A 20,125-nucleotide genomic window follows, 5' to 3' on the forward strand; every position below is an offset into this window, starting at 1 on the left:
ACCCATTTTGTCACGCCTAACGGCCTGCACGATCCCCAGCATTATACGACTTCTTATGATTTGGCTCTGCTTGCCAAAGAGGTCATGAAGTACCCGGCCATTATGGAAGCGATGGGAACCCAGCAGACCGAGGTGAAGACGGACCAGCGGCAGGTACGAATCAAAGACCGCAGCCTCATATTTCAGAATCCGCTGGCTTTGGGCGGAAAAACCGGCTTTACCGACCAAGCGCATAACACGTTAATCGAATATATGAAAAAAGACAATAAAATGGTCATTGCGGTTGTAATGAAATCATCGCGGGCAAAAGAATATCAGGACGTGCAAGCCATCGGCAGCTATGGACTCGACCATCTCGATGTTCAGCGAATGTTTCAAAAAGGGGAAAACGCCGGCGAGACAACCTTTTACGGAGAAAACGTTCAAGGCGTACTGGGTGATTCCTTTGTGCTGACCAAACTAAAAACCGATGCCGCCGATTTTGCGTACATACCTGTTTTCACGCCATGGCCAAACGGGCAAACATCGATCAAAGCCGGCGAGGTTATCGGTTCTTATGAAATCAAGAAAAACGGGGAGATCCTGAAGCAGCTACCTATCGTGTCCGCCAATGAAGTCATTTATACGGCCCCCCCTGCAATCAGCAAAGAAGCGAGTCGAGCTCCATCCCATTGGCCGTATTGGGCGGCCGCCGGACTAGTACTTGTTGCTATGGCTCATTCCGCCTGATGAAAAAGAGAAAACAACGAAAGCTAATGTCGACGCTCTCCCGTAAAGAATTCGGTGCCTGAATTCATTCGGGCTCGGACCATTAAAAAATGAAGGAGCTGCCACCGGTGAACTGCAATCCGGCATATGCCGATCAAACAACTCCAAATAATCATTCGTCCGCCGAAAGTCTCTCTGGTAAAACGAAACCATCGCGGACAAATAAAGAACGGTTCCTTCGTAAGGCTTCCACTCCGGGTCCGACAGCTTGTCTTCCATCAGACGAAGTCTGGATGCGAGCGCCATTTCATTCTCCAGAAGCCCCAAAATACACTAAGATCCATTTTCTTTTTTGGACGGTAACTTGTTCGTCGAAGCAGAAATGAGTATAAAGATCAGGTTTGATATAAGAGATAACAAATAAGCCTCCTGAGATTCTTTTCTCAAGAGGTCTTATATAGGGGTTGTGCAATATCCGGTATTTAATTATTCAAAATAAGTGAATTCCCATTGACCTTCTTCAGCGCTCCAAGTAACAGCATCATCTGGAACTTGGGAACCAGTGAATTCTAGGGTAACTTCTTTAGCTTCGCCTGGTGCAATATGTACTGCTATGTTACTAAATACATGATCTCCCACTTTTGTTTCATCACCATTAGCATTTGCTGTTTTTATAATAACGTCCACCTTGTCAATTTGTTCGATGCTCTTGTCACCAGTATTGGTAAAAGTACCCGTTGCAAGAAGTGTTCCATTTTCGTCAACTTTCGCAGAAGTTACTTTAAAATCCAGAGAAGCATCTGCAAAGGCTACTGCTGACGTACTGAGAATGGAGGTACACAGTACTGCACAAACTGCCAACTTTTTCAAAGCGTTTTTCATTTATATTATTCCCCTTTCGACTTTTAATTCAATTTAACATTACTATTAATTCTATTAAAATCAATAATCTTGACTAAAACTTTTTATCGAGAAGCATGGTCACCATTACGCTGATTATCGCCTTTGTTGTTAAGCTCGTCTGATTTATTATTATTGTCTCGATCACTTACGTTCAAGCTCCAATAGGTGTGTGATTACCTTCCGTTGTGATATTGACAGTGGTCCCCGTCTGTTGAGCACCGCCATCTACTGTATAATAAGTAGTAGCCACACCCGAATCACTATCAGTTGCTGTCAGCGTCACGGTAACGTCTTTGTTCACCCATTTTGTAGGGGCGTTATCAGTCGTAGTCGGTGGTGTAGTATCGATTTCTAAGAAAGAGCATGCTTTAACTGTCACGTAAATAGGGTCTCATGTACGTCTTCACCTCTTCGTATTCTTTCATCTGATGGCGGCCTATGCGCGGCGATTTGTTTGGCCCCAGTCGACAAATCTCGATATTTATCGCCATTCCTGTCGACTCTTGCCACTCCCGAATAATTGTAGGACGCCCGCTGAAATAAAGAAATCCCCCGTCGGGGGAGAAAAAAATAAAAAAAATGGGGGATACCTCTCATACCAGGTTCTATTGTATAATAGTATTTTATTCTCTGCTGTGATAGACAACTCTCTACAACAATTCTAAATCTTTTCCTTGCTTAAGCGCCTGTTCTCTGCTGTTCACATCCAGTTTTCTGTACATGCTTTTCAGATGGCTCTTTACCGTTTCGGCCGTGATTTGGAGCTGTTCGGCGATCTGTTTATTTGACTGTCCCATGTCAATCATCCGTAATATTTTTAATTCCTGTTTCGTAAGGGCTCCCGAGCTTGCAGTCTCATTCATATGATCCGTCATCAGTTGAAGCAATTCTCTAACATAGAGTAAGGATACGCCGGCAGACTTGCGGTTTGAGTGACGCGCCCTTTGCCGGACATATTCACGCAGCAGCTCGGCCATCTTTGCCCCCTCATCCAAGAAACTGCGAATGAATTTGCTCGGTTCCGCCAATTGGAGTGCGGCTTCCAGTTTCATCATCGCATTCGCCATATCTCCCTTTCGATAAAACGCTATGCTTTGCAGGATGGATACCTTTACCTTATCCCAGAGCCAATCCTCCTCATCGACAAGCCGATACAATTGTTCGAGCAGCTGCAATGCTTCGTGGTCCCTCCCGCATTCCATAAGCGCTCTGGCCAAGTGCAGATATTCTCTGATCGAACCGGGCGGGATCGTATCAGTATGCTTGATGCCGCATGTTTGCAGCCAACTCTCATCGAAAGAGCCGTTCAAAAGCGACAAATATGCCTGCTCCGCCTCGATCTCCCTCACAAAGATCCTCTCATCCGCCGAGTTGATCTTCAGTTTAACCCGCTCAAGCCAATCGAAAGCATTGGCCGAATCTCCTTTGGCCCGGTAAATCTGCGCGGCCGTTTCCACAGCATTGACCATGATGACGGCATAGGGCTCCATGCACTTGGACCGCAGCACCTTCTCCACATAAGCTTCAGCCTCTTCCAAGCGATTCCATTCATATAACAGTGCACTGTACGCGTTGTAGAAGAATCCGATATAAGGATAGTTCTCCCGATTCTCCCATACCTTGATCCACTTATAGAAGAAATGCTCCGCTTCGTGCAGATCCTTAAAAAAACTCAATAGCGTATCGAAATGGATCGAACTCGAGTTGGCTTCAATCATCTGGATGTAGCTACCCTCCGGCATGTGCCGGTCAAACAGCTCCAAATAATCGTTCGATCGCCGCAAGTCCCTCAGGTAGAACGAAACCATCGCGGACACATAAAGAATAGTTCCTTCGTAAGGTTTCCACGCAGGGTCCGACAGCTTGTCTTCTATCAGACGAAGTCTGGATTCTGCGAGCGCCATTTCATTCGCTTCAATCATCACTTTGACATAAAGCAACTGAATACCGGGCTTCCCTGCCAAACAAGGCTCCGGCAGATCGTGCAGCCATCGATAAAGCACCCCTCTCTTCACATGAAGGTCCTGCAGATGCTTTTCGATCAAAGAGCTTGCTTCGAAATAATGCCCGTCCAACAGCAATTGCTCTACCGCTTCTTCTACAAATCCGTGCTCCTCCAGCCAGCCCGCCGCCTTGATATGCAATTCCTTCGACCTTGCCGCATACCTCTGCCGAAAGAGCCTCCGTAAAAACTCGGAAAACAAATGATGATATCGATACCATTCCCGCCGGTCATCCAAGGGTATGATGAATAAGTTTCGATGCTCCAGTGTTTCCAATAGCGCCTGACTGTCGACCTGTCCGATAACCGCCTCGCACAAAGGGCCGTTCATCCTGTCTAAGATCGAAGTTTGCAATAGGAAAGACTGCATCTCTTCAGACTGGAGACTGAAAGCCTCCTGAAACAGATAATCGGATATACTGCGATGTTCCCCGCTAAAAGCGCGGATAAACTCAGGATAATTGTCGCTTCTTTGCAGAGAAATGGCCGCAAGATGCAGTCCGCTGATCCATCCCTCCGTGCGGCTGACCAGATTCGCTATCTCGTCGCTGGACAGCGATAATCCCATGCAATCCTGAAAGTAGCGAATTCCTTCCCCGAGTTGAAACCGCAAATCCTGAATCGTGATTTTCACCATCTGGCCGGTCGTCTGCAGCCTTGCTGTAGGAAAGGGCATTTCGGCACGGCTTGTGATATAGAGGTGGATATGAGCGGGCATATGCGCGAGAAAATACGCCACCGATGCGTGAATGGGAGCAAGATTAATCGAGTGATAATCGTCAAAAACAATGACCAATTCATCCGAACAATGGTTAAGCTCATGAATCATGGCTGTGACGAAAGGCTCAAAGGCTCCCGATTTCAGCGATGAGAGATACGGGCTCACCGCTTCGGCAAAATGGGGATGCTTGCTGCTGACAGCAGCAATCGCATAGCTCCAAAACTGGATCAGATCGTTATCCTGCGCGTCCAGGGAAACCCATACGGCAGGTATGCCGTTCTGCTGCAACCACTGGCTTAAGACCGTTGTCTTGCCGTACCCTCCCGGAGCCATTACGGCCGTCAGCTTGCACTTCAGCCCTTCATTCAATATCTTCGTGATCGCCACTCGCTCGGCAAGTCCATCGCGCCGCGTTTGCGGAATATGAAGTTTGGTACTCAGAATCATGATTCGGCACCTCGAATCTGGTTGTGAACATCTTTCTTCATTATATCTGATTCTAATGATTTCAAGATAGTTATCGCCCAAGGAAATTCTCCTTGGACTATTCTCATTTGGTAGGAAGCGAGAGCAACGGAAACATTCTGGTTTAGAACGGCCGGTGATGGCGGCCTCAGCGATTCCATTCGCCGAGATGCTGCAGACAGCACCGCTGCTTCCCTACTCTCTGCCCTGTAGTGAAGCCCATGGGGAGGAGCTCTGGATTGAAGGGTCTGAAAAGATATTAATTGACACTCTCCCGAAAGGGTTACAAGTGCTACCGCAATTAGTGGATTTAATTGATGGACGAGATAATCGAAGAACACCTCGCCCATTCCAGTAGTCAAGGGAGGTAAATGATGTAAACGTAATATTTTTCATCTTTCCTTAAGGAAAAGAGCTTATAATAATTTTTGATATTCTTTTTTTGCTTATCGGAAGGTAAGAAGGTTCTGTTCATATTTAGGGAGGATATGGAATGAAGAAAGTGGTAATCATCATCGCTATGCTCGCAGTTATGTTAAGCCAAATCGGAATCGCTTACGGACAAGACGCTCTACCGGCTATTTCTAGCGGAACCGGTGTCGTAATCGATAGTTCGACAGGTGAGGTCCTCTATACGAAAAACAAAGATGAACAAGCGTATCCTGCCAGCTTAACCAAACTCATGACCGCCATCCTCCTGGAAGAACATACCGCGGACGGAGAATGGATGACAGCTAGCAAAAAAGCTACGTTTCAAGAAGCCAGCAATTACGTATTTAATTTAAAAGTCGGCGAGAAGATGCAAAAAGAAGATGCCTTGAAGGCACTGCTTGTGATCTCGGCCAATGATGTGGCCATGATGATTGCCGAGCATATTGGAGGCGATCAGGCCGGTTTTGCCGTGATGATGAATCAAAAGGCGGCGGCGATCGGAATGACGCACACCCATTTTGTCACGCCTAACGGCCTGCACGATCCCCAGCATTATACGACTTCTTATGATTTGGCTCTGCTTGCCAAAGAGGTCATGAAGTACCCGGCCATTATGGAAGCGATGGGAACCCAGCAGACCGAGGTGAAGACGGACCAGCGGCAGGTACGAATCAAAGACCGCAGCCTCATATTTCAGAATCCGCTGGCTTTGGGCGGAAAAACCGGTTTTACCGACCAAGCGCATAATACGTTAATCGAATATATGAAAAAAGACAATAAAACGGTCATTGCGGTTGTGATGAAATCAACGCGGCAAAAAGAATATCAGGACGTGCAAGCCATCGGCAGCTATGGACTTGACCATCTCGATGTTCAGCGAATGTTTCAAAAAGGAGAAAACGCCGGCGAGACGACTTTTTATGGCGAGAACGTTAAAGGCGTATTGGGCGATTCCTTTGTGTTGACCAAACTAAAAACCGATGCCGCCGATTTTACGTACATACCTGTTTTTACGCCATGGCAAAGCGGGCAAAAAACGGTCAAAGCCGGCGAGGTTATCGGTTCTTATCAGATCAAGAAAAACGGGGAACTCCTGACGCAACTCCCTATTGTATCCGCCAAAGAAGTCATTCATTCAGACCCCCCTGTAATAAACAAAGAAGTGACTCGAACTCCATCCACTTGGCCGTATTGGGCGGCCGCCGGCCTAGTACTTGTTGTATATAGCTCATTCCGCCTGATGAAAAAGAGAAAACAACGAAAGCTAATGTCGACGCTCTCTCGTAAAGACTTCGGTGCCTGAATTCATTCAGGCTCGGACCATAAAAAATGAAGGAGCTGCCGCCAGCTCCTTCATTTTTAATGCTATTTATTCTATTGGGATTTCCCGCCAACATCGAAGATCTTTCCAATCATGCCAACGGACCCTAATGCATTGACTGCTTCGGTCGGAATAAAAATCGTCGAGGCCTTTCCATCCGCCATTTGGGCAAGAGCTTCAAAGGACTTGTAAGCCAAAATCTGCGCGTCGAGCCCCGCTTTCTTGATGGCTTCAATTCTTTCCCGCTCCGCCTGAGCCACGAGTTTAATCGCTTCGGCTTTGCCTAATGCTTCGAGCTCTTGCGCTTTTTGTTTCGCTTCCGCGTCTAATATCTGACGCTGCTTTTCCGCTTCCGCTGCAAGAACGACGGCAGCTCTTTGCGCTTCCGCACGAAGTACCGTGGCTTGCTTTTCTCCCTCCGCTTGCAAAATATTAGCCCGTTTCTCCCTCTCCGCCCTCATTTGTTTTTCCATCGAGTTCTGAATATCTCCAGGAATGCTTAATTGGAGTACTTCCACTCTGTCAATCCGCACGCCCCAATTTTCAGATGCGTTATCCAATGCTTGCCTTAATTCGGCCTGGATTCGATCGCGGTTGGACAGGATTTCATCGAGCTCCATTTTGCCGATGGTCGCACGAAGCGCGGAAGCAACGATATTATGAATCCCTTCCACATAGTTAGCAATTCCGTACGTTGCCAACTTTGGTTCTACTACGGTGAAAAAAGTCGCAAGCTCGACGCCGATGGCAACGTTATCTTTCGTAATAACCGATTGGGAAGGCACGGTTTCTTGCTGCATGCGCAGATCATGGCGAATCCGGATTCCGTCAATGATCGGAATAATCAAGTTAACTCCGGCTTGCAATGTGTTATGATATTTTCCCAGACGTTCCACGATGGCCACCGTTTGTTGGGGGATAATTCGTACTCCTTTTGCAATGACAGTGATAACGATTGCAAGTAAGATGAGAAATACAATGAAGCCTACCACTCGCATCTACTCCTTTTTTACAATTAATTTAGATACCCTTACCTCGATGATCTGCACTTTTTCCCCTTGGGTTATCGTTTCATCTGCAATGGCCGACCATAATTCCCCATCCACCTTTACCTGTCCGACCTCTCCGGGTAAAATATCCTTCACCACATAAGCTTGTTTGCCTAATATCGTTTCGGTCACTTGAGGTATCTTATCTTTGGCTGAAGGGAGTACTCGTCTTATGATTGGCATGAGGAAGACATACAAGAGAAAGGCTGCACCCATAAAAACAAAACATTGTGCCAATAAGGAGCTGCCCGAGAGCGCCAGACCCAGCGTAAGCAGTGAAGCTACGGCTAATAGAAGGAAATAAAAAGTACCCGTATGCAGCTCAATCAGAATAAACACGGCCGTCAATAATAGCCATCCGATCCAAAGCAGCAAAGTCTTCCCTCCCCCTTATCTCGATGTCATGATTATGCTTATGTTATTGATTTTGAAAACATGTTTGGAGTTATCTTGATCAATTGAGTTAGACCGTGCAAAATAAAAAGAGCCTTGTCTTAATCGACTTGGCTCTTGTGCATTATCCTATACGTTTTATATTGCCGGTAATTAATAGGCGTGTTCATAATTGAAATGGGCAAAAAGGACAGGGCCTGTCCGGTTCACGAAGCCATATTTCTCAATAGTCCTAACTTACAACGTAGATACATCAATAACGAACCGATAACGCACATCACTACGGAGGATTCGCTCATAGGCTTCGTCTACTTGGTCTGCACTGATGACCTCGATTTTAGGGGAAATGCCGTGCTCCGCAGAGAAATCGAGCATCTCTTGGGTTTCCCGAATCCCACCTACGAGTGAACCAGCTATGCTGCGACGACCCATAATTAAGGAAAACACACTATACTGATCGGGTTTACCTGGTGCACCGACATTGACAAGTGTACCATCTACGCGAAGGAGCGATAAATACGCATCAACGTCAAGATTCGCAGACACGGTGTTTAGGATGAGGTCAAAACGACCGGCCAATGCTTTGAATGTTTCCGGATCGCTGGTTGCAAAGTAATGATCTGCACCAAAGCTCAGGGCTTCACTTTTCTTATCCATGGAGCGACTCAAAACCGTAACTTCAGCACCCAGGGCATGCGCATATTGGATCGCCAGATGGCCGAGCCCCCCAACCCCTAAAATGGCAACCTTCTTACCGGGACTGACATTCCAGTGCTTCAAAGGAGAATACGTGGTGATGCCTGCACACAACAGCGGGCTTGCCACGTCCAGTTCCAGACTGTTCGGAATACGGACAACGAACCTCTCCGTAACCACGATTTTTTGGCTATATCCGCCGTATGTTGGATTGCCGTCGTAGTCCAAATAATTATAGGTCTGTACCACGCCTTTCGTACAGTATTGTTCCTCACCCTTGAGGCAATACTCGCACTCTCCGCAAGAGTCTACAAAACAACCCACGCCAACGCGATCACCAACCGCAAATTTTGTAACTTTAGAACCTACTTCCGTCACGACTCCGGCGATTTCGTGACCGGGAACCATTGGGAAAATTCCGCCACCCCATTCACCGTATGCGCTATGAATATCGGAATGGCAAATTCCGCTAAACTTAATTTCGATTAAAACGTCGTCCGGACGCAATTCTCTCCGCTCAATCGTGGTCTTTTCGAATGGTACTTTTGCACTAGGGGCACTTAGCACGCGTGTCTTACACATGTTTTCTCTACTCCTTTTAAAAGTGAAATTTGATTGCTATTATAGCATATATGTTAAAGCGCACTTTAAGTCAAGAGTATTTTTTCTTCGACAAATCATGTATAATTAAAAAGACTCCGCCTCTATGGCCGGTTACCGGTCCAACCAATTTCTATCCAGTGTAGATGTCCTCTTTCATAGTAGCTTCTATGTACGAATCAGATGTACCGCTCCTTCAACGAGCAGTTAGGCTTTGACCAAGCCAACAGCTTATATGCGATTATCATAGCTAACATTGTTTTAAATTCTATTAAAGCTAACTTTAATAATAAGAGTAGAGAGGTTAATAAACATGATAAGTATAAAAGAAGTCACTGAGATGACAGGAATATCGGCTTCCACACTTCGATACTATGAAAGTGAACGATTGCTTCCTTATGTAAAGCGTGATGAAAATGGAAAACGTCTATATGATCAAGAAGATTTAAATTGGGTTCATTTTATTACCTGTCTTCGATCAACAGGTATGCCAATTGCTCAAATCCAGAAATATGTATATTTGTATAAAGAGGGGGATCCCACCATTTCAGAACGTAAAATGATGATGCTTAACCATAAAAAAGAAATTGAGAAGAATATAAAAGATCTTTACTATAATTTAGATAAAATAAATTATAAATTAGCATTATACGATATCCTTATATCTCAAATGAACAATACAACAATTAAAATTTGATAAAATAGGCCAATATATGTATTGAAATCAGGAGCATAATCTTTATCTTATGCTCCTGATTTTACTGCTACGCATCGAACCCTTCTCCCGCTTGCCGTCGGATGGCGGATGGTGAAAGCTTCCGGTAACGAAGCAGAAGCATAGCAAAATGGATGAAGAAAATACCTGCGACGAAATAAAAAATGTGAGATATGCCGAAAGCATTGGCGATCACTCCTCCAAACAGGGCTCCGCTTACGTTGCCGAGCGAGTTGGCGCTCGACAGGTAGCCGAATACGCTGCCCTGCATCTCAATCGGTGTTAGAGCGCGAAGTAAAGCACTGATAGCAGGAAGCATGCCGCCGATGCAGAGTCCTGTCAGAAACCGGACGAACAGTAGCAGCCAAACGTTTGTGATCCAAGCCTGCGGAACGTATAACAGGGACATGAAGAATATCGAGGCTAACAAAATAACAGTGTGCCCGTACCGGTCTCCAAGCTTTCCTAAATATGGCGCCGACAAAATCGTACCTAGCGCGCTAGCGCCGAAAACAAGGCCACCCATTAATTCGACATGCCGCTCAACATGTAAGCTTTTGACATACAGCGTAATCACAGGCTCGATGCTCAGCAGGCTGGCGGAAATCAGGTAGGATGAAATGAATAGTATAAATACACTAGGGGAATGTTTGATGACGCCAAGTAGCGTATTTTTACGGGAATCCGTTGGCGCTGATATGCCTTGAGAAGCATTTCCCGCTTTCCTTCCGAAACGACCGAACAGACTTAATCCTTTACGCGAATATTTCCGCGATTCCGTCACACCTGCGACCACCAGTACCGTCGCCAATAGCAAGAGAGAGCCGGTTAAATAAAAGGAGTTGCGTATCCCGTATGTTTCGGCCATCAAACCACCGCATATAGGTCCAAGCAGTTGACCGCACACGAGGCCCGTTTGCAGCGTACCGAGCGCTTTACCTACGTGTTCCTTCGGCGTCTCGATAGCAATCAACGCGGATGCGGAAGCCCCGAAACCGGCCACGCATCCGAATACCATACGGAGAAAAATAAGTTGAAGCGGTGTATGAATGAGTCCCATCGCTATGACGACGATTCCCATGCCGAAGCCGGAGCGAATCATCATCGTTTTTTGCCCGTGAATGTCCGAGAGACTACCCCAAAGCGGCGAGACCAGCGCAATCATAATATGGTTCGCGGCGAAGACGTATGCAGCCCATAATGCCGCTTGCTTGATATCGTGAATGCCCAGTTCCTGCATGTATAAAGGAAGAAAAGGAATGATCATGCTCATGCCCACGGAACTAAGGAAGCTCCCCATCCACAAAATATACAAATTACGCTTCCATAAAGCCATTCTTGTACTACCTCTCCTCTTTCATCTGAGTACAAAACGATAAAAAGATCGCCTCCCGCCTTACAAGAAGGCAGAATGATGGGCGATCTTTGCATAAAGAAAATTCTATACCTATTGTATCACTTTTTGAATCACTTGAGCAATATCATGCATATCCCGCTCTTCGCCCAGTAGTACATTCTGCGGCAGCCATAGAGCCTCATTCTCACAAGTCGCTTCAGCGGCCGGGCATGCATAGGAACGGGTCTCTAGGTAACACCTTTGAAATCCGAATCAAGCAACTGCTGTACCGCGACTGCGTAGGAAACCAGCTTTTTAATTAAACCGATCGATTTGACGACGATGACTATAATAACATCGAAGTAACTAATTGAACTTTATTTCAGTACTTATGGACAAAAAGTCCAACTGTTATAATAGGATGTGTTCGAGTATTTATTAATATTGTAGTAGAAGCCTTTGCAAATAGGCAGCAAACGTTACAATAGGAGGTAATGATGAAGACAATGCAGCAGCGACTACTTGGACCAACCGGACTTTCCGTCGGAATCATCGGAATGGGATGTATGCCCTTATCAGTAAATGGGCGTCCATCCGAGGAAGAGGGAATCAAAACCATTCATGCCGCGCTTGAGCAGGGCATCACGCTGTTTGACACGGCGGACGCTTACTGCCTGAATGCCGGAGAGAACGGACATAACGAACGGCTGCTTTCCAAAGCATTGCGGAATCACCCGGAAGCCATCGTCGCAACAAAAGGCGGCCATATCCGTCCGGAAGGCCGTTGGGAAACCGACGGACGTCCCGATCATCTGCGCCAAGCGTGCGAAGACAGCTTGCGCGCACTCGGTGTGGAGGCTATCACACTGTACCAATTTCACCGTCCCGATCCAAAGGTGCCTTTTGCCGAATCCGTCGGCGCTGTTGCCGATTTACAGCGCGAAGGAAAAATCGTTCACGTGGGTTTATCAAATGTTTCGGTAGCTCAATTGGAAGAAGCGCGCAATATCGTCAAGGTGGCAAGCGTGCAAAACCGCATGAACCTGTTCGACCACTCCTCCATGGATGTATTAAAACGTTGTGAAGAGCTCGGAATCGCGTTCCTGCCGTACAGCCCGCTGAACGGAATGGGCAAAGCCGGCGGAATCGGCAGCAACGAGACGCTTTCGCGCATCGCGGGCGCATATGACGCTTCGCCGCAGCAAATTGCGCTCGCTTGGCTGATCCAGCTGTCCCCGGTTATTCTTCCGATTCCAGGTGCAAGCAAAATCGCCAACATTGTGAATAGTGCCGGGGCGGCAAAAGTAACGTTGTCCGCCGACGACTTGTCCGTTCTGGGTACAATCGCTTCAGCATAAAGCGGATCGCCGCGCTGATGGCGCAAAATGACACATCGAAAGCGGAATATGAGCGCCAGATTGCCGAGCTCAAAAAGAAATCGTAACTGAATATTTAACCCTACTGGTAACGTTGTATAGTGTCAATATCCTATGGGCATGGTCGATAGTAATGTGACGGCCATGCTTTTCCCCTCTTTTTTCAATCCAAACATAAAAGTATGATAAATTCTTTCTAAACTGGCGGGTGGATATGTTATATATAAAGGATAGTTTGCTGCAATTACTGTTCGCCCTAACCCCCTACATTCGGAAACGGAATTAGATTTGTTTAAGTGGAAGCAGTACGAATCAGAGATCATCTTGCACTCCACATTGCGGATGAAAAAAATGTTTCGAATTGAAACACAATTAGCCTTGAATTGAAGAGATACATCCTTATATAATAAATTTGCAACGCTTACAAAAATATTTATGTTGCACAAATGTGGCATTAATGAAAACTATAATAGGAGGCGTACAAATGAAAGCGCAATCTATTCCTTCAGCCCGTTGGTGGAGAATCATCCCAGTCGCATTTTTAATGTATACGATTGCTTTTATGGATCGGAATAATGTAGGCTTCGGTTTTGCCGGTATGGAGAAAGATCTCGCAATTAACTCAACCTATGCGGGGCTAGCTGCCGGTATTTTCTTTTTCGGTTACTTATTTTTACAAATTCCGGGGGCTTATTTGGCGCAAAAATGGAGTGTGAAAAAGTTTATTACGATTGCGCTTCTTGTATGGGGAATCTTTGCTATCGCAACGGGCTTGGTTCAAAACTTGACGCAATTATTAATCATTCGCTTTTTGCTAGGTGTAGCCGAAGGCGGAGTTTGGCCAGCAACCTTAGTTTTGCTAAGTAAATGGTTTCCATTGAAGGAACGCGCTCGCGCCAATTCGTATTGGATGCTTTGTCTTCCCTTTGCCTCGATGGTGATGTCCCCCATTTCAGGATATATTTTAAGTCTCTTTGACTGGCGTACAATGTTTATTATTGAAGGTCTTCCGCCTTTTATTTGGGCAATCATTTGGTGGTTTTTTATATCAGAAGAGCCAAGTAAGGCAAAATGGATTTCCAAAGAAGAACGGGAATATATAGAAAATGCTTTGGCAGAAGAAAAACGATTGATGAGTAAACAAGCAAGCAGTTTTAAGGATGTTTTGAAAAATCGCAATGTATTGATTCTTGTCGTTGTATATTTTTTAATTCAAATTGGATTTTACGGTTATGGGTTATGGTTACCAACCATTGTGAAAGCGTTATCAGGCGGAAATAATTTAATGGTCGGCATTATTTCTGCATTGCCGTGGGTTGCTGCGATTTTTGGTCTCATTCTTAATGCCCGTCATTCCGACAAAACAGGCGAGAGAAAAGGACATGTTGCTTTTGCCGTTATTGTTGGCGGTTTGTTCTTGCTGCTTTCGGCTTTAATAGGCCAATCCAATCCTGTTTTAGCTATTGTTTTCCTTGTTCTATGTATGGGAGTGTTAGATTCTTATAATGGCGTTTTTTGGGCGATACCAGCTAGCTTTTTATCTGAAGAAGCATTAGCGCCAGCGATGGGATTAATCAATTCGATTGGTAATTTAGGCGGGTTCTTCGGACCCTTCATAGTCGGATACCTCATCTCTCAAACACACAATACTTTATTTGGCATGATTTTCCTTGTATCTGCTCTAATCTTGTCAGGTATTCTTGTTTTACAGGTTCGGTATGAAAAACCAAAAGTGCAGCAAAATGAAAATTTAAATATTGCGAAATCTGTGTAAGCAGCTTGGAATGCCAATAAAACAGCATAAGGACCGTTTAAGCGTATGGCAGCTAAAAGCGGTCCTTTTGCTTCTTTCTTGATAAAACCATAGTTGTAGCCCACGCCCACGAGTTGCTGCAAAATTCTGCCTTTTGATTTAAGCTTTGTATGATTGCAATATCCACAATACCCGTTCGTTTATCCTTGCCGCCACCAACAATGCCGATATTTTTCTTATCGAGATTAAGAAAAGTGCCGAGTCGCTCCCTCCATTGATCCATGAGCTCTCTTCTATGGACTAACACCAAAGTATTTACCTTTCTGGAAGCAATGATTGAGGCGGCTACTACCGTCTTTCCAAAAGCTGTTGTTGCGGATAAAATCCCCGTGTTGTGCGACAACATGGATCTAGCTGCACCGTCTTGTAACATAGAAAGCGTTCCGTTAAAAGCAACATCTATTGTATTCCCTGGATTACGTTCTTCCGAAATAACGGCTTCAATTTGATGAGTTTTCATTAAATCCATCATCATCTCAAAACAGCCCCTAGGAATGGCTATATATTGAGCAAAATCCTCATAACATCCAATAACTCTTGGTTTACCATAAGTCGGCAGCCTCATTGCTTGTGTTTTATAAAAATCCGGATTTTGAAAGACAGCCAAACTTTGAATCCGATGGATGAAAGTCGGCGGTAAAGCCTTTTTTTCGATATAAATCATATTAGAAATAACGACATTGACTTGGGATGGCAAGGAGTCTGAAATAACGGATGAGTGATCGTTTGATTCAGTTTGTATCCAAGGACTCTCATCAACTTCTTGATCATTCCAAGAGTGGATACCAAACGGGGATCCCCCCTTCGTTAGTTCGTAAATTATGCTCTGTACCCGATCTAGAGAAAGCTTTTCTACTCCTGAAAGATAGCGCCATTGATCATCATAGGGTCGAAATGCTTCATCTACAAATAAACTGTTCCCCTCCCGTCGGGGAATTCCCTGTAAAGGAAGAGCAATCAAATTCCCAAAGCCACCTTTAGGGAGTGTATCTTGATTTGGAAACAATCTATCATACGACTCTAAAGATATCTGATAACGCCGATCCATAGTCTTTGTTAATATATGTATTTGTCAATCTAAAAGTTGACCACCTCGCTAATCTAAAAGTTGACCACCCAGGCGTTAAAAATGGGCACCCAAGGGTGCCGGTGGCCTGGGATTAAGCTAAACCGAGGGACGGGCAGGATAAAACTAGTTACGATTACGAAAACCGGATTCCCGTGTAGAGAAGAGGGGCCGGTTTTTTCATGCAATGAATTGCGTTGCGTACGATTTTTTCCGTTTCGTTAGGTGATCCCAACATGTATCCCATGCGAATCTTTGGCTTAGATCATATAATGCGGTATGTTATATGACTTTAAGAGGAGGGATACCTCATGGCTGTTTTTGATACTGGACTCATTGATAACACGGGTACTCCCCGAACGACACAGCTTTCCATTCGTTTGGTAAATACCGGTCGTTTCCCCGCGTTAGCAGGTGTTGAGGTTTATCATGTTGATCCAACCAGTAGTGGATTTAATAGTCAAACCCTTTATGTTGTCAATCTGGTATCTCTATCTCCATTCAGTACACCTGGTTCTGGTTTTACTTTGGACAATGTTTTTGCCAACGTTGATGTGTTTGGTGTCCGCGTGATCACCAGCGGGCTTGGTGGAAACGATATCGCGGTTACGGTTTTGAAAAAAGGAGTAACCGGGCAAATTATCGACCCCGTGCTTGAAGGGGAATTTGCTCACATTGCGGAATTACTGTTTGCTTATGTTGCAAATTTTAGTAATTCTACGGTTTCGGTGATTAACACGGGAACCAATACGATTGTGGCTACGGTGACCTTACCTGCCGGAAGTATTCCTCTCGGAATCGCGATCACCCCTGACGGCTCACGCGCCTATGTTGCAAATGGTGGTAATAGTACGGTTACGGTGATAAACACGGGAACCAATACGATTGTGGCTACGGTGACCTTACCTGCCGGAAGTGGTCCTGATGCAATCGCGATCACCCCTGACGGCTCACGCGCCTATGTTGCAAATGGTGGTAATAGTACGGTTACGGTGATAAACACGGGAACCAATACGATTGTGGCTACGGTGACCTTACCTGCCGGAAGCGGTCCTAGTGCAATCGCGATCACCCCTGACGGCTCACGCGCCTATACTGCAAATAGTGGTAATTCTACGGTTTCGGTGATTAACACGGGAACCAATACGATTGTGGCTACGGTGACCTTACCTGCCGGAAGTATTCCTCTCGGAATCGCGATCACCCCTGACGGCTCACGCGCCTATGTTGCAAATAATGGTAATTCTACGTTTCGGTGATTAACACGGGAACCAATACGATTGTGGCAACGGTGACCTTACCTGCCGGAAGCGGTCCTAGTGCAATCGCGATCACCCCTGACGGCTCACGCGCTTATGTTGCAAATTTTGGTAATGATACGGTTTCGGTGATTAACACGGAAACCAATACGGTTATGGCTACAGTGACCTTACCTGCCGGAAGCCAACCTACCGCAATCGCGATCACCCCTGACGGCTCACGCGCTTATGTTGCAAATTTTGGTAATGCTGCGAATACGGTTTCGGTGATTAACACGGCAAGTAATACAGTTATTGCAACCTTACCGGGTTTTAGACCTACCTTCATTGCAATTACCCCGATTCTTTTGTTTTAAATGTAAGCCATCGAACCTATGTTTGTTAGGTAAGCGACATCTGTATAAAAAACCTAGATTTCGTGAAGATATCTAGCCCTCTTTTTCAGAAACTTGCCTATCTATTTCGAGAAATATTAAGAAAAACGAAGAACGGCTATTTCGCTTTTGAATGCGAACAGAGCCGTTTTTTTGCCATTGTTCCACGGAAGAAAAATCGGCTGCCGCGGCGGAATTTGGCCGAATATAAAGCTTGAAAATACAGAGAGTTATAAAGCTAAACGGGTACGATAGTTCAATAAAACAGCGGCAGTTTAGGACTTTATTTTTCGTCCATGTCTGCCGCTGTCCGATTGTTAGGGTCAGTCTAAGACTTTTTTTCTCAAAAGCTAACGTATTCTCCATCTTCAAGATGGATCTAAGTCAATAATCCCTGTCTAAGACTTTTTCTTCGAACAGCCGGTTGCATAAGGCAGTTGCCGGTTGTAACGCTTTAAAAATCAACAACGGAAGTCAGCTTGCGGTACAGATCCAGATTCCCTGTTCCAAGGCATCGCGTTCTGCTTGGAGACGCTGAATTTCACTGCGCAGACGTTCTATGGTAGCCTCCATCTCTGCTATTCCCGTCAGTAATTGCTCTATTTTCGTTTCGCTCTTATTCACGCAAGTTCTCCTTTCCGCGTCCTCCCAGCGTTTGACGGAACCGATAGGAATCGCCGTCAAAAAGGAGAATGTGCGAGTGATGGGTCAGCCGATCAAGCAGGGCTGTGGTCAGCGCAGGGTCGCCAAATACATCCACCCAGCGAGAAAACTCCAGGTTGGAAGTGATGACAAGGCTGCCCTGCTCATAGCGCTGAGAGATGAATTGAAAGAGCAGTTTGCCGCCTTCGCCTAGTGGCACATAGCCGAGTTCGTCGAGAATCACTAGCGCGAACTTATCCCAGCTCTTCAGGTACCGGGGAAGACGATACTCGGACTGCGCCAGTTGGAGCTCTTGAATCAGCTGCATGACAGGCGTGAACCGGACGCGGTAGCCTTCAAGCATGGCGCCCATTCCGATGGCGGTTGCAATATGGCTCTTCCCAGTGCCAGGTCTGCCAATGCAAATGACGTTCTCACGCCTTGGGATGAACGTTCCTTGTGCAAGCTGCTCCACCTTCATCTTAGGAAGCTTTGGGATGTGGGTGAATTCGAATTCCTGCAGCGTCTTAGGCTTCGGGAATTTCGCTTGACGCAGGAGCTGCAGCTGCTTCTGCTCTTGCTTCTTGCTTACTTCGTGTTCCAGGCAGGACGCCAGAAATTGAAGATGATCCGCGTTCTGCTCCAGTGCATCTCGTAAAAGTTCTGGGTAATGCCGGAGGAGACTCGGCATGCGGAGCTGTCCGCATGCGATGTCGATACGGGCTTGGGTGACAGCGGAAGTCATTATCCCACCTCCTGCAAGAGTTGATCATACTGCGCCACATGAGCGGGAGTCGTTACAATTCGGTTTACCTCGTTTGCGTGGCAGATCGCCGGATTCAATCGTTTCTGAACCGACGACGCGGTGATCTCTGCGATATCCATCGATTCTAGCGCCATCGTCAGTTCCGAAAGGGAGTGCTCGCGTAAGAGCAGCAGCACGAGTAAGAAATCTTTGTAGCCTCGGGTATGGGCCTGCGTCAAATGGGCTCTAAGCTTACCAAATATGGGCGGCAGTTGGCGTACGACAGAGGCGTTCGTGACGGCATGAGGTTTGCGCTCCAGCGCCGTCAGATAGTGGCCGATCTCCATTCGCACCTCGCCTCGCTGGTAGCATCGCGCATGCGTTGCTACAACCTCGCTGCTGGCGATGAAATCGATCCGATCGACATACGCCTTGGCCATAATCATCTGACCCGTGTACTGACAGGGCACGGAATATTGGATTCGGTCGACGGTAGCCAGAGCATAGCTATTCACCTTGACCGGCACAGGACGGGCGGAAGAGAACACCGCTGCCGGAAGCGACCGCAGAGCCGCCTGCTCGATCTCCCAAGCCTCGGCGTATTTCACCCGTATTCGATCGCACCAGCGAAGCAAGTAGGCGTTGAGCTCGTCCCACGACGCAAACGAGGGAACCGGCACCAGTGCGCGGCTGCGAACATATTTCACGAGTGACTCGACCGTGCCTTTCTCATTGCCGTGAGCAGGCTGGCAGAAATGGCTGTCAAACAGATAATGGGCGCGCAGGCCGGAGAACCAAGCATGCTCTTCCCGCTCAGGCCCGGCGAGCACCTTTACTACTTGCGTGGTCGCGTTGTCGTACAAGCCCTCCCTAGGAATACCACCAAAGTAAGCAAAGCCTCGTACATGTCCTTCCAAGAAGGCTTCCAGACGCTCTGTTGGAAAGGCGATCACGAACGGGACGAGGCTGTACTTGAGACGCATGCAGAACAGGCACACCTTCGTACGCTCGCCGTTCAGGTCGACTTCTGCATGACCAAAATCAACCTGCATCTGCTCGCCGGGGTTCGCTTCCAGCTTGAGATAGCATTCGGATTGTGTCCCGCGGAGCTTCCGAATGTAATGGCGAACCGTCGATTCCCCGCCGGTAAACCCGTATTCATCCGTTAAGCGTTCATAAATTCTGGCTGCGGTATGGCGCTCCTTTACAGGCGCTGTTTTATCTTCATCCAGCCACTCCTTGATCACTTCCCGGTACGGATCCATCACCGGACAGGGTCGCTCTTGTTGCCGGGTGTAGGCGGGGATATCCGCATCCACCAGTAGCTTTCGTACCGTTTGTCTTGCGATTTTCAGTTGCGTGCTCAGCCGCCGTATGGACCACCCGTCGACAAAATGCTTCTTTCGGACATACTCTTTGTCTACCATGCCGTACATATCCTTTCCCCCTGGCTGCTGATCTAGATTCAGCATAACAGGGACTTGGATCGAGGTGGTCAACTTTTACATT

At 46.6% G+C, this 20,125-nt stretch carries 18 protein-coding genes; 7 read left to right on the forward strand and 11 right to left on the reverse strand.

Features of this window, described 5'->3' with window-relative positions; genetic code table 11:
• A partial coding sequence (locus tag O9H85_RS34130; protein WP_409348246.1) for a D-alanyl-D-alanine carboxypeptidase family protein occupies positions 1-729 on the forward strand: 729 nt, incomplete at its 5' end.
• A 465-nt stretch (positions 730-1,194) separates the two neighbouring features.
• Here O9H85_RS34130 and O9H85_RS34135 read toward each other — a convergent pair.
• The 3 genes from O9H85_RS34135 to O9H85_RS34140 all read right to left on the reverse strand — a co-directional run bounded on the left by O9H85_RS34135 (position 1,195) and on the right by O9H85_RS34140 (position 4,781).
• Positions 1,195-1,590, reverse strand: a complete 396-nt coding sequence (locus O9H85_RS34135) for a hypothetical protein (RefSeq protein WP_269885830.1) — start codon at positions 1,588-1,590, stop codon at positions 1,195-1,197.
• Between the two features lie 172 nt (positions 1,591-1,762).
• Positions 1,763-1,990 carry an OmpL47-type beta-barrel domain-containing protein gene (locus O9H85_RS38090; RefSeq protein ID WP_409348247.1) on the reverse strand — a complete coding sequence of 76 codons (228 nt, stop codon included), beginning with the start codon at positions 1,988-1,990 and terminating at the stop codon, positions 1,763-1,765.
• Positions 1,991-2,261: 271 nt separating this feature from the next.
• Positions 2,262-4,781 carry a LuxR C-terminal-related transcriptional regulator gene (locus O9H85_RS34140; RefSeq protein WP_269885831.1) on the reverse strand — a complete coding sequence of 840 codons (2,520 nt, stop codon included), beginning with the start codon at positions 4,779-4,781 and terminating at the stop codon, positions 2,262-2,264.
• Positions 4,782-5,292: 511 nt separating this feature from the next.
• On the opposite strand from O9H85_RS34140, the gene O9H85_RS34145 reads away from it, so the two are divergent.
• Complete coding sequence (locus tag O9H85_RS34145; protein ID WP_269885832.1) at positions 5,293-6,534, forward strand: D-alanyl-D-alanine carboxypeptidase family protein; 1,242 nt, start codon at positions 5,293-5,295, stop codon at positions 6,532-6,534.
• A 71-nt stretch (positions 6,535-6,605) separates the two neighbouring features.
• Here O9H85_RS34145 and O9H85_RS34150 read toward each other — a convergent pair whose 3' ends face one another.
• From O9H85_RS34150 to O9H85_RS34160, 3 genes are all read right to left on the reverse strand, one after another.
• Positions 6,606-7,544: an SPFH domain-containing protein gene (locus O9H85_RS34150; protein WP_409348248.1), complete on the reverse strand. Its 939-nt coding sequence runs from the start codon at positions 7,542-7,544 to the stop codon at positions 6,606-6,608.
• Positions 7,545-7,550: 6 nt separating this feature from the next.
• Positions 7,551-7,976, reverse strand: a complete 426-nt coding sequence (locus O9H85_RS34155; RefSeq protein WP_269885834.1) for an NfeD family protein — start codon at positions 7,974-7,976, stop codon at positions 7,551-7,553.
• A 255-nt stretch (positions 7,977-8,231) separates the two neighbouring features.
• Positions 8,232-9,272 carry an NAD(P)-dependent alcohol dehydrogenase gene (locus O9H85_RS34160; RefSeq protein ID WP_269885835.1) on the reverse strand — a complete coding sequence of 347 codons (1,041 nt, stop codon included), beginning with the start codon at positions 9,270-9,272 and terminating at the stop codon, positions 8,232-8,234.
• 331 nt (positions 9,273-9,603) lie between these two features.
• Here O9H85_RS34160 and O9H85_RS34165 point away from each other — a divergent pair, with 331 nt between their 5' ends.
• Positions 9,604-9,987, forward strand: coding sequence for a MerR family transcriptional regulator (locus tag O9H85_RS34165; protein ID WP_269885836.1), 384 nt, complete (start codon positions 9,604-9,606; stop codon positions 9,985-9,987).
• A 67-nt stretch (positions 9,988-10,054) separates the two neighbouring features.
• Here the strand turns inward: O9H85_RS34165 and O9H85_RS34170 are convergent, their stop codons facing one another.
• Positions 10,055-11,341, reverse strand: a complete 1,287-nt coding sequence (locus O9H85_RS34170; RefSeq protein ID WP_269885837.1) for an MFS transporter — start codon at positions 11,339-11,341, stop codon at positions 10,055-10,057.
• A gap of 494 nt (positions 11,342-11,835) precedes the next feature.
• Here O9H85_RS34170 and O9H85_RS34175 point away from each other — a divergent pair, with 494 nt between their 5' ends.
• Positions 11,836-12,699, forward strand: coding sequence for an aldo/keto reductase (locus O9H85_RS34175; protein ID WP_269885838.1), 864 nt, complete (start codon positions 11,836-11,838; stop codon positions 12,697-12,699).
• Between the two features lie 502 nt (positions 12,700-13,201).
• Positions 13,202-14,491, forward strand: a complete 1,290-nt coding sequence (locus O9H85_RS34180; protein ID WP_269885839.1) for an MFS transporter — start codon at positions 13,202-13,204, stop codon at positions 14,489-14,491.
• A 52-nt stretch (positions 14,492-14,543) separates the two neighbouring features.
• Here O9H85_RS34180 and O9H85_RS34185 read toward each other — a convergent pair whose 3' ends face one another.
• On the reverse strand, positions 14,544-15,599 hold the full coding sequence (locus O9H85_RS34185) for a TOTE conflict system archaeo-eukaryotic primase domain-containing protein (protein ID WP_409348250.1): 1,056 nt from the start codon (positions 15,597-15,599) through the stop codon (positions 14,544-14,546).
• A gap of 308 nt (positions 15,600-15,907) precedes the next feature.
• Here O9H85_RS34185 and O9H85_RS34190 point away from each other — a divergent pair, with 308 nt between their 5' ends.
• Entirely contained in the window at positions 15,908-16,855 is a 948-nt protein-coding gene (locus O9H85_RS34190) for a YncE family protein (protein ID WP_269885841.1), read from the forward strand.
• 23 nt (positions 16,856-16,878) lie between these two features.
• On the forward strand, positions 16,879-17,211 hold the full coding sequence (locus O9H85_RS34195; protein ID WP_269885842.1) for a YncE family protein: 333 nt from the start codon (positions 16,879-16,881) through the stop codon (positions 17,209-17,211).
• A gap of 492 nt (positions 17,212-17,703) precedes the next feature.
• On the opposite strand, the gene O9H85_RS34200 is transcribed toward O9H85_RS34195, so the two are convergent.
• The 3 genes from O9H85_RS34200 to istA are packed head-to-tail and all read right to left on the reverse strand — an operon-like array spanning position 17,704 to position 20,052.
• A complete protein-coding gene (locus tag O9H85_RS34200) occupies positions 17,704-17,853 on the reverse strand; it encodes a hypothetical protein (RefSeq protein ID WP_269885843.1) in 150 nt (49 codons plus the stop codon).
• On the reverse strand, positions 17,846-18,616 hold the full coding sequence (istB, locus tag O9H85_RS34205; RefSeq protein ID WP_269885844.1) for an IS21-like element helper ATPase IstB: 771 nt from the start codon (positions 18,614-18,616) through the stop codon (positions 17,846-17,848). Before istB ends, O9H85_RS34200 begins: the two co-directional genes overlap by 8 nt.
• Positions 18,616-20,052, reverse strand: a complete 1,437-nt coding sequence (gene istA, locus O9H85_RS34210) for an IS21 family transposase (RefSeq protein WP_269885845.1) — start codon at positions 20,050-20,052, stop codon at positions 18,616-18,618. Before istA ends, istB begins: the two co-directional genes overlap by 1 nt.
• Positions 20,053-20,125: the final 73 nt, after the last annotated feature.

The sequence above is a fragment of the Paenibacillus gyeongsangnamensis genome (assembly GCF_027533625.1).
Classification (GTDB): domain Bacteria; phylum Bacillota; class Bacilli; order Paenibacillales; family NBRC-103111; genus Paenibacillus_G; species Paenibacillus_G gyeongsangnamensis.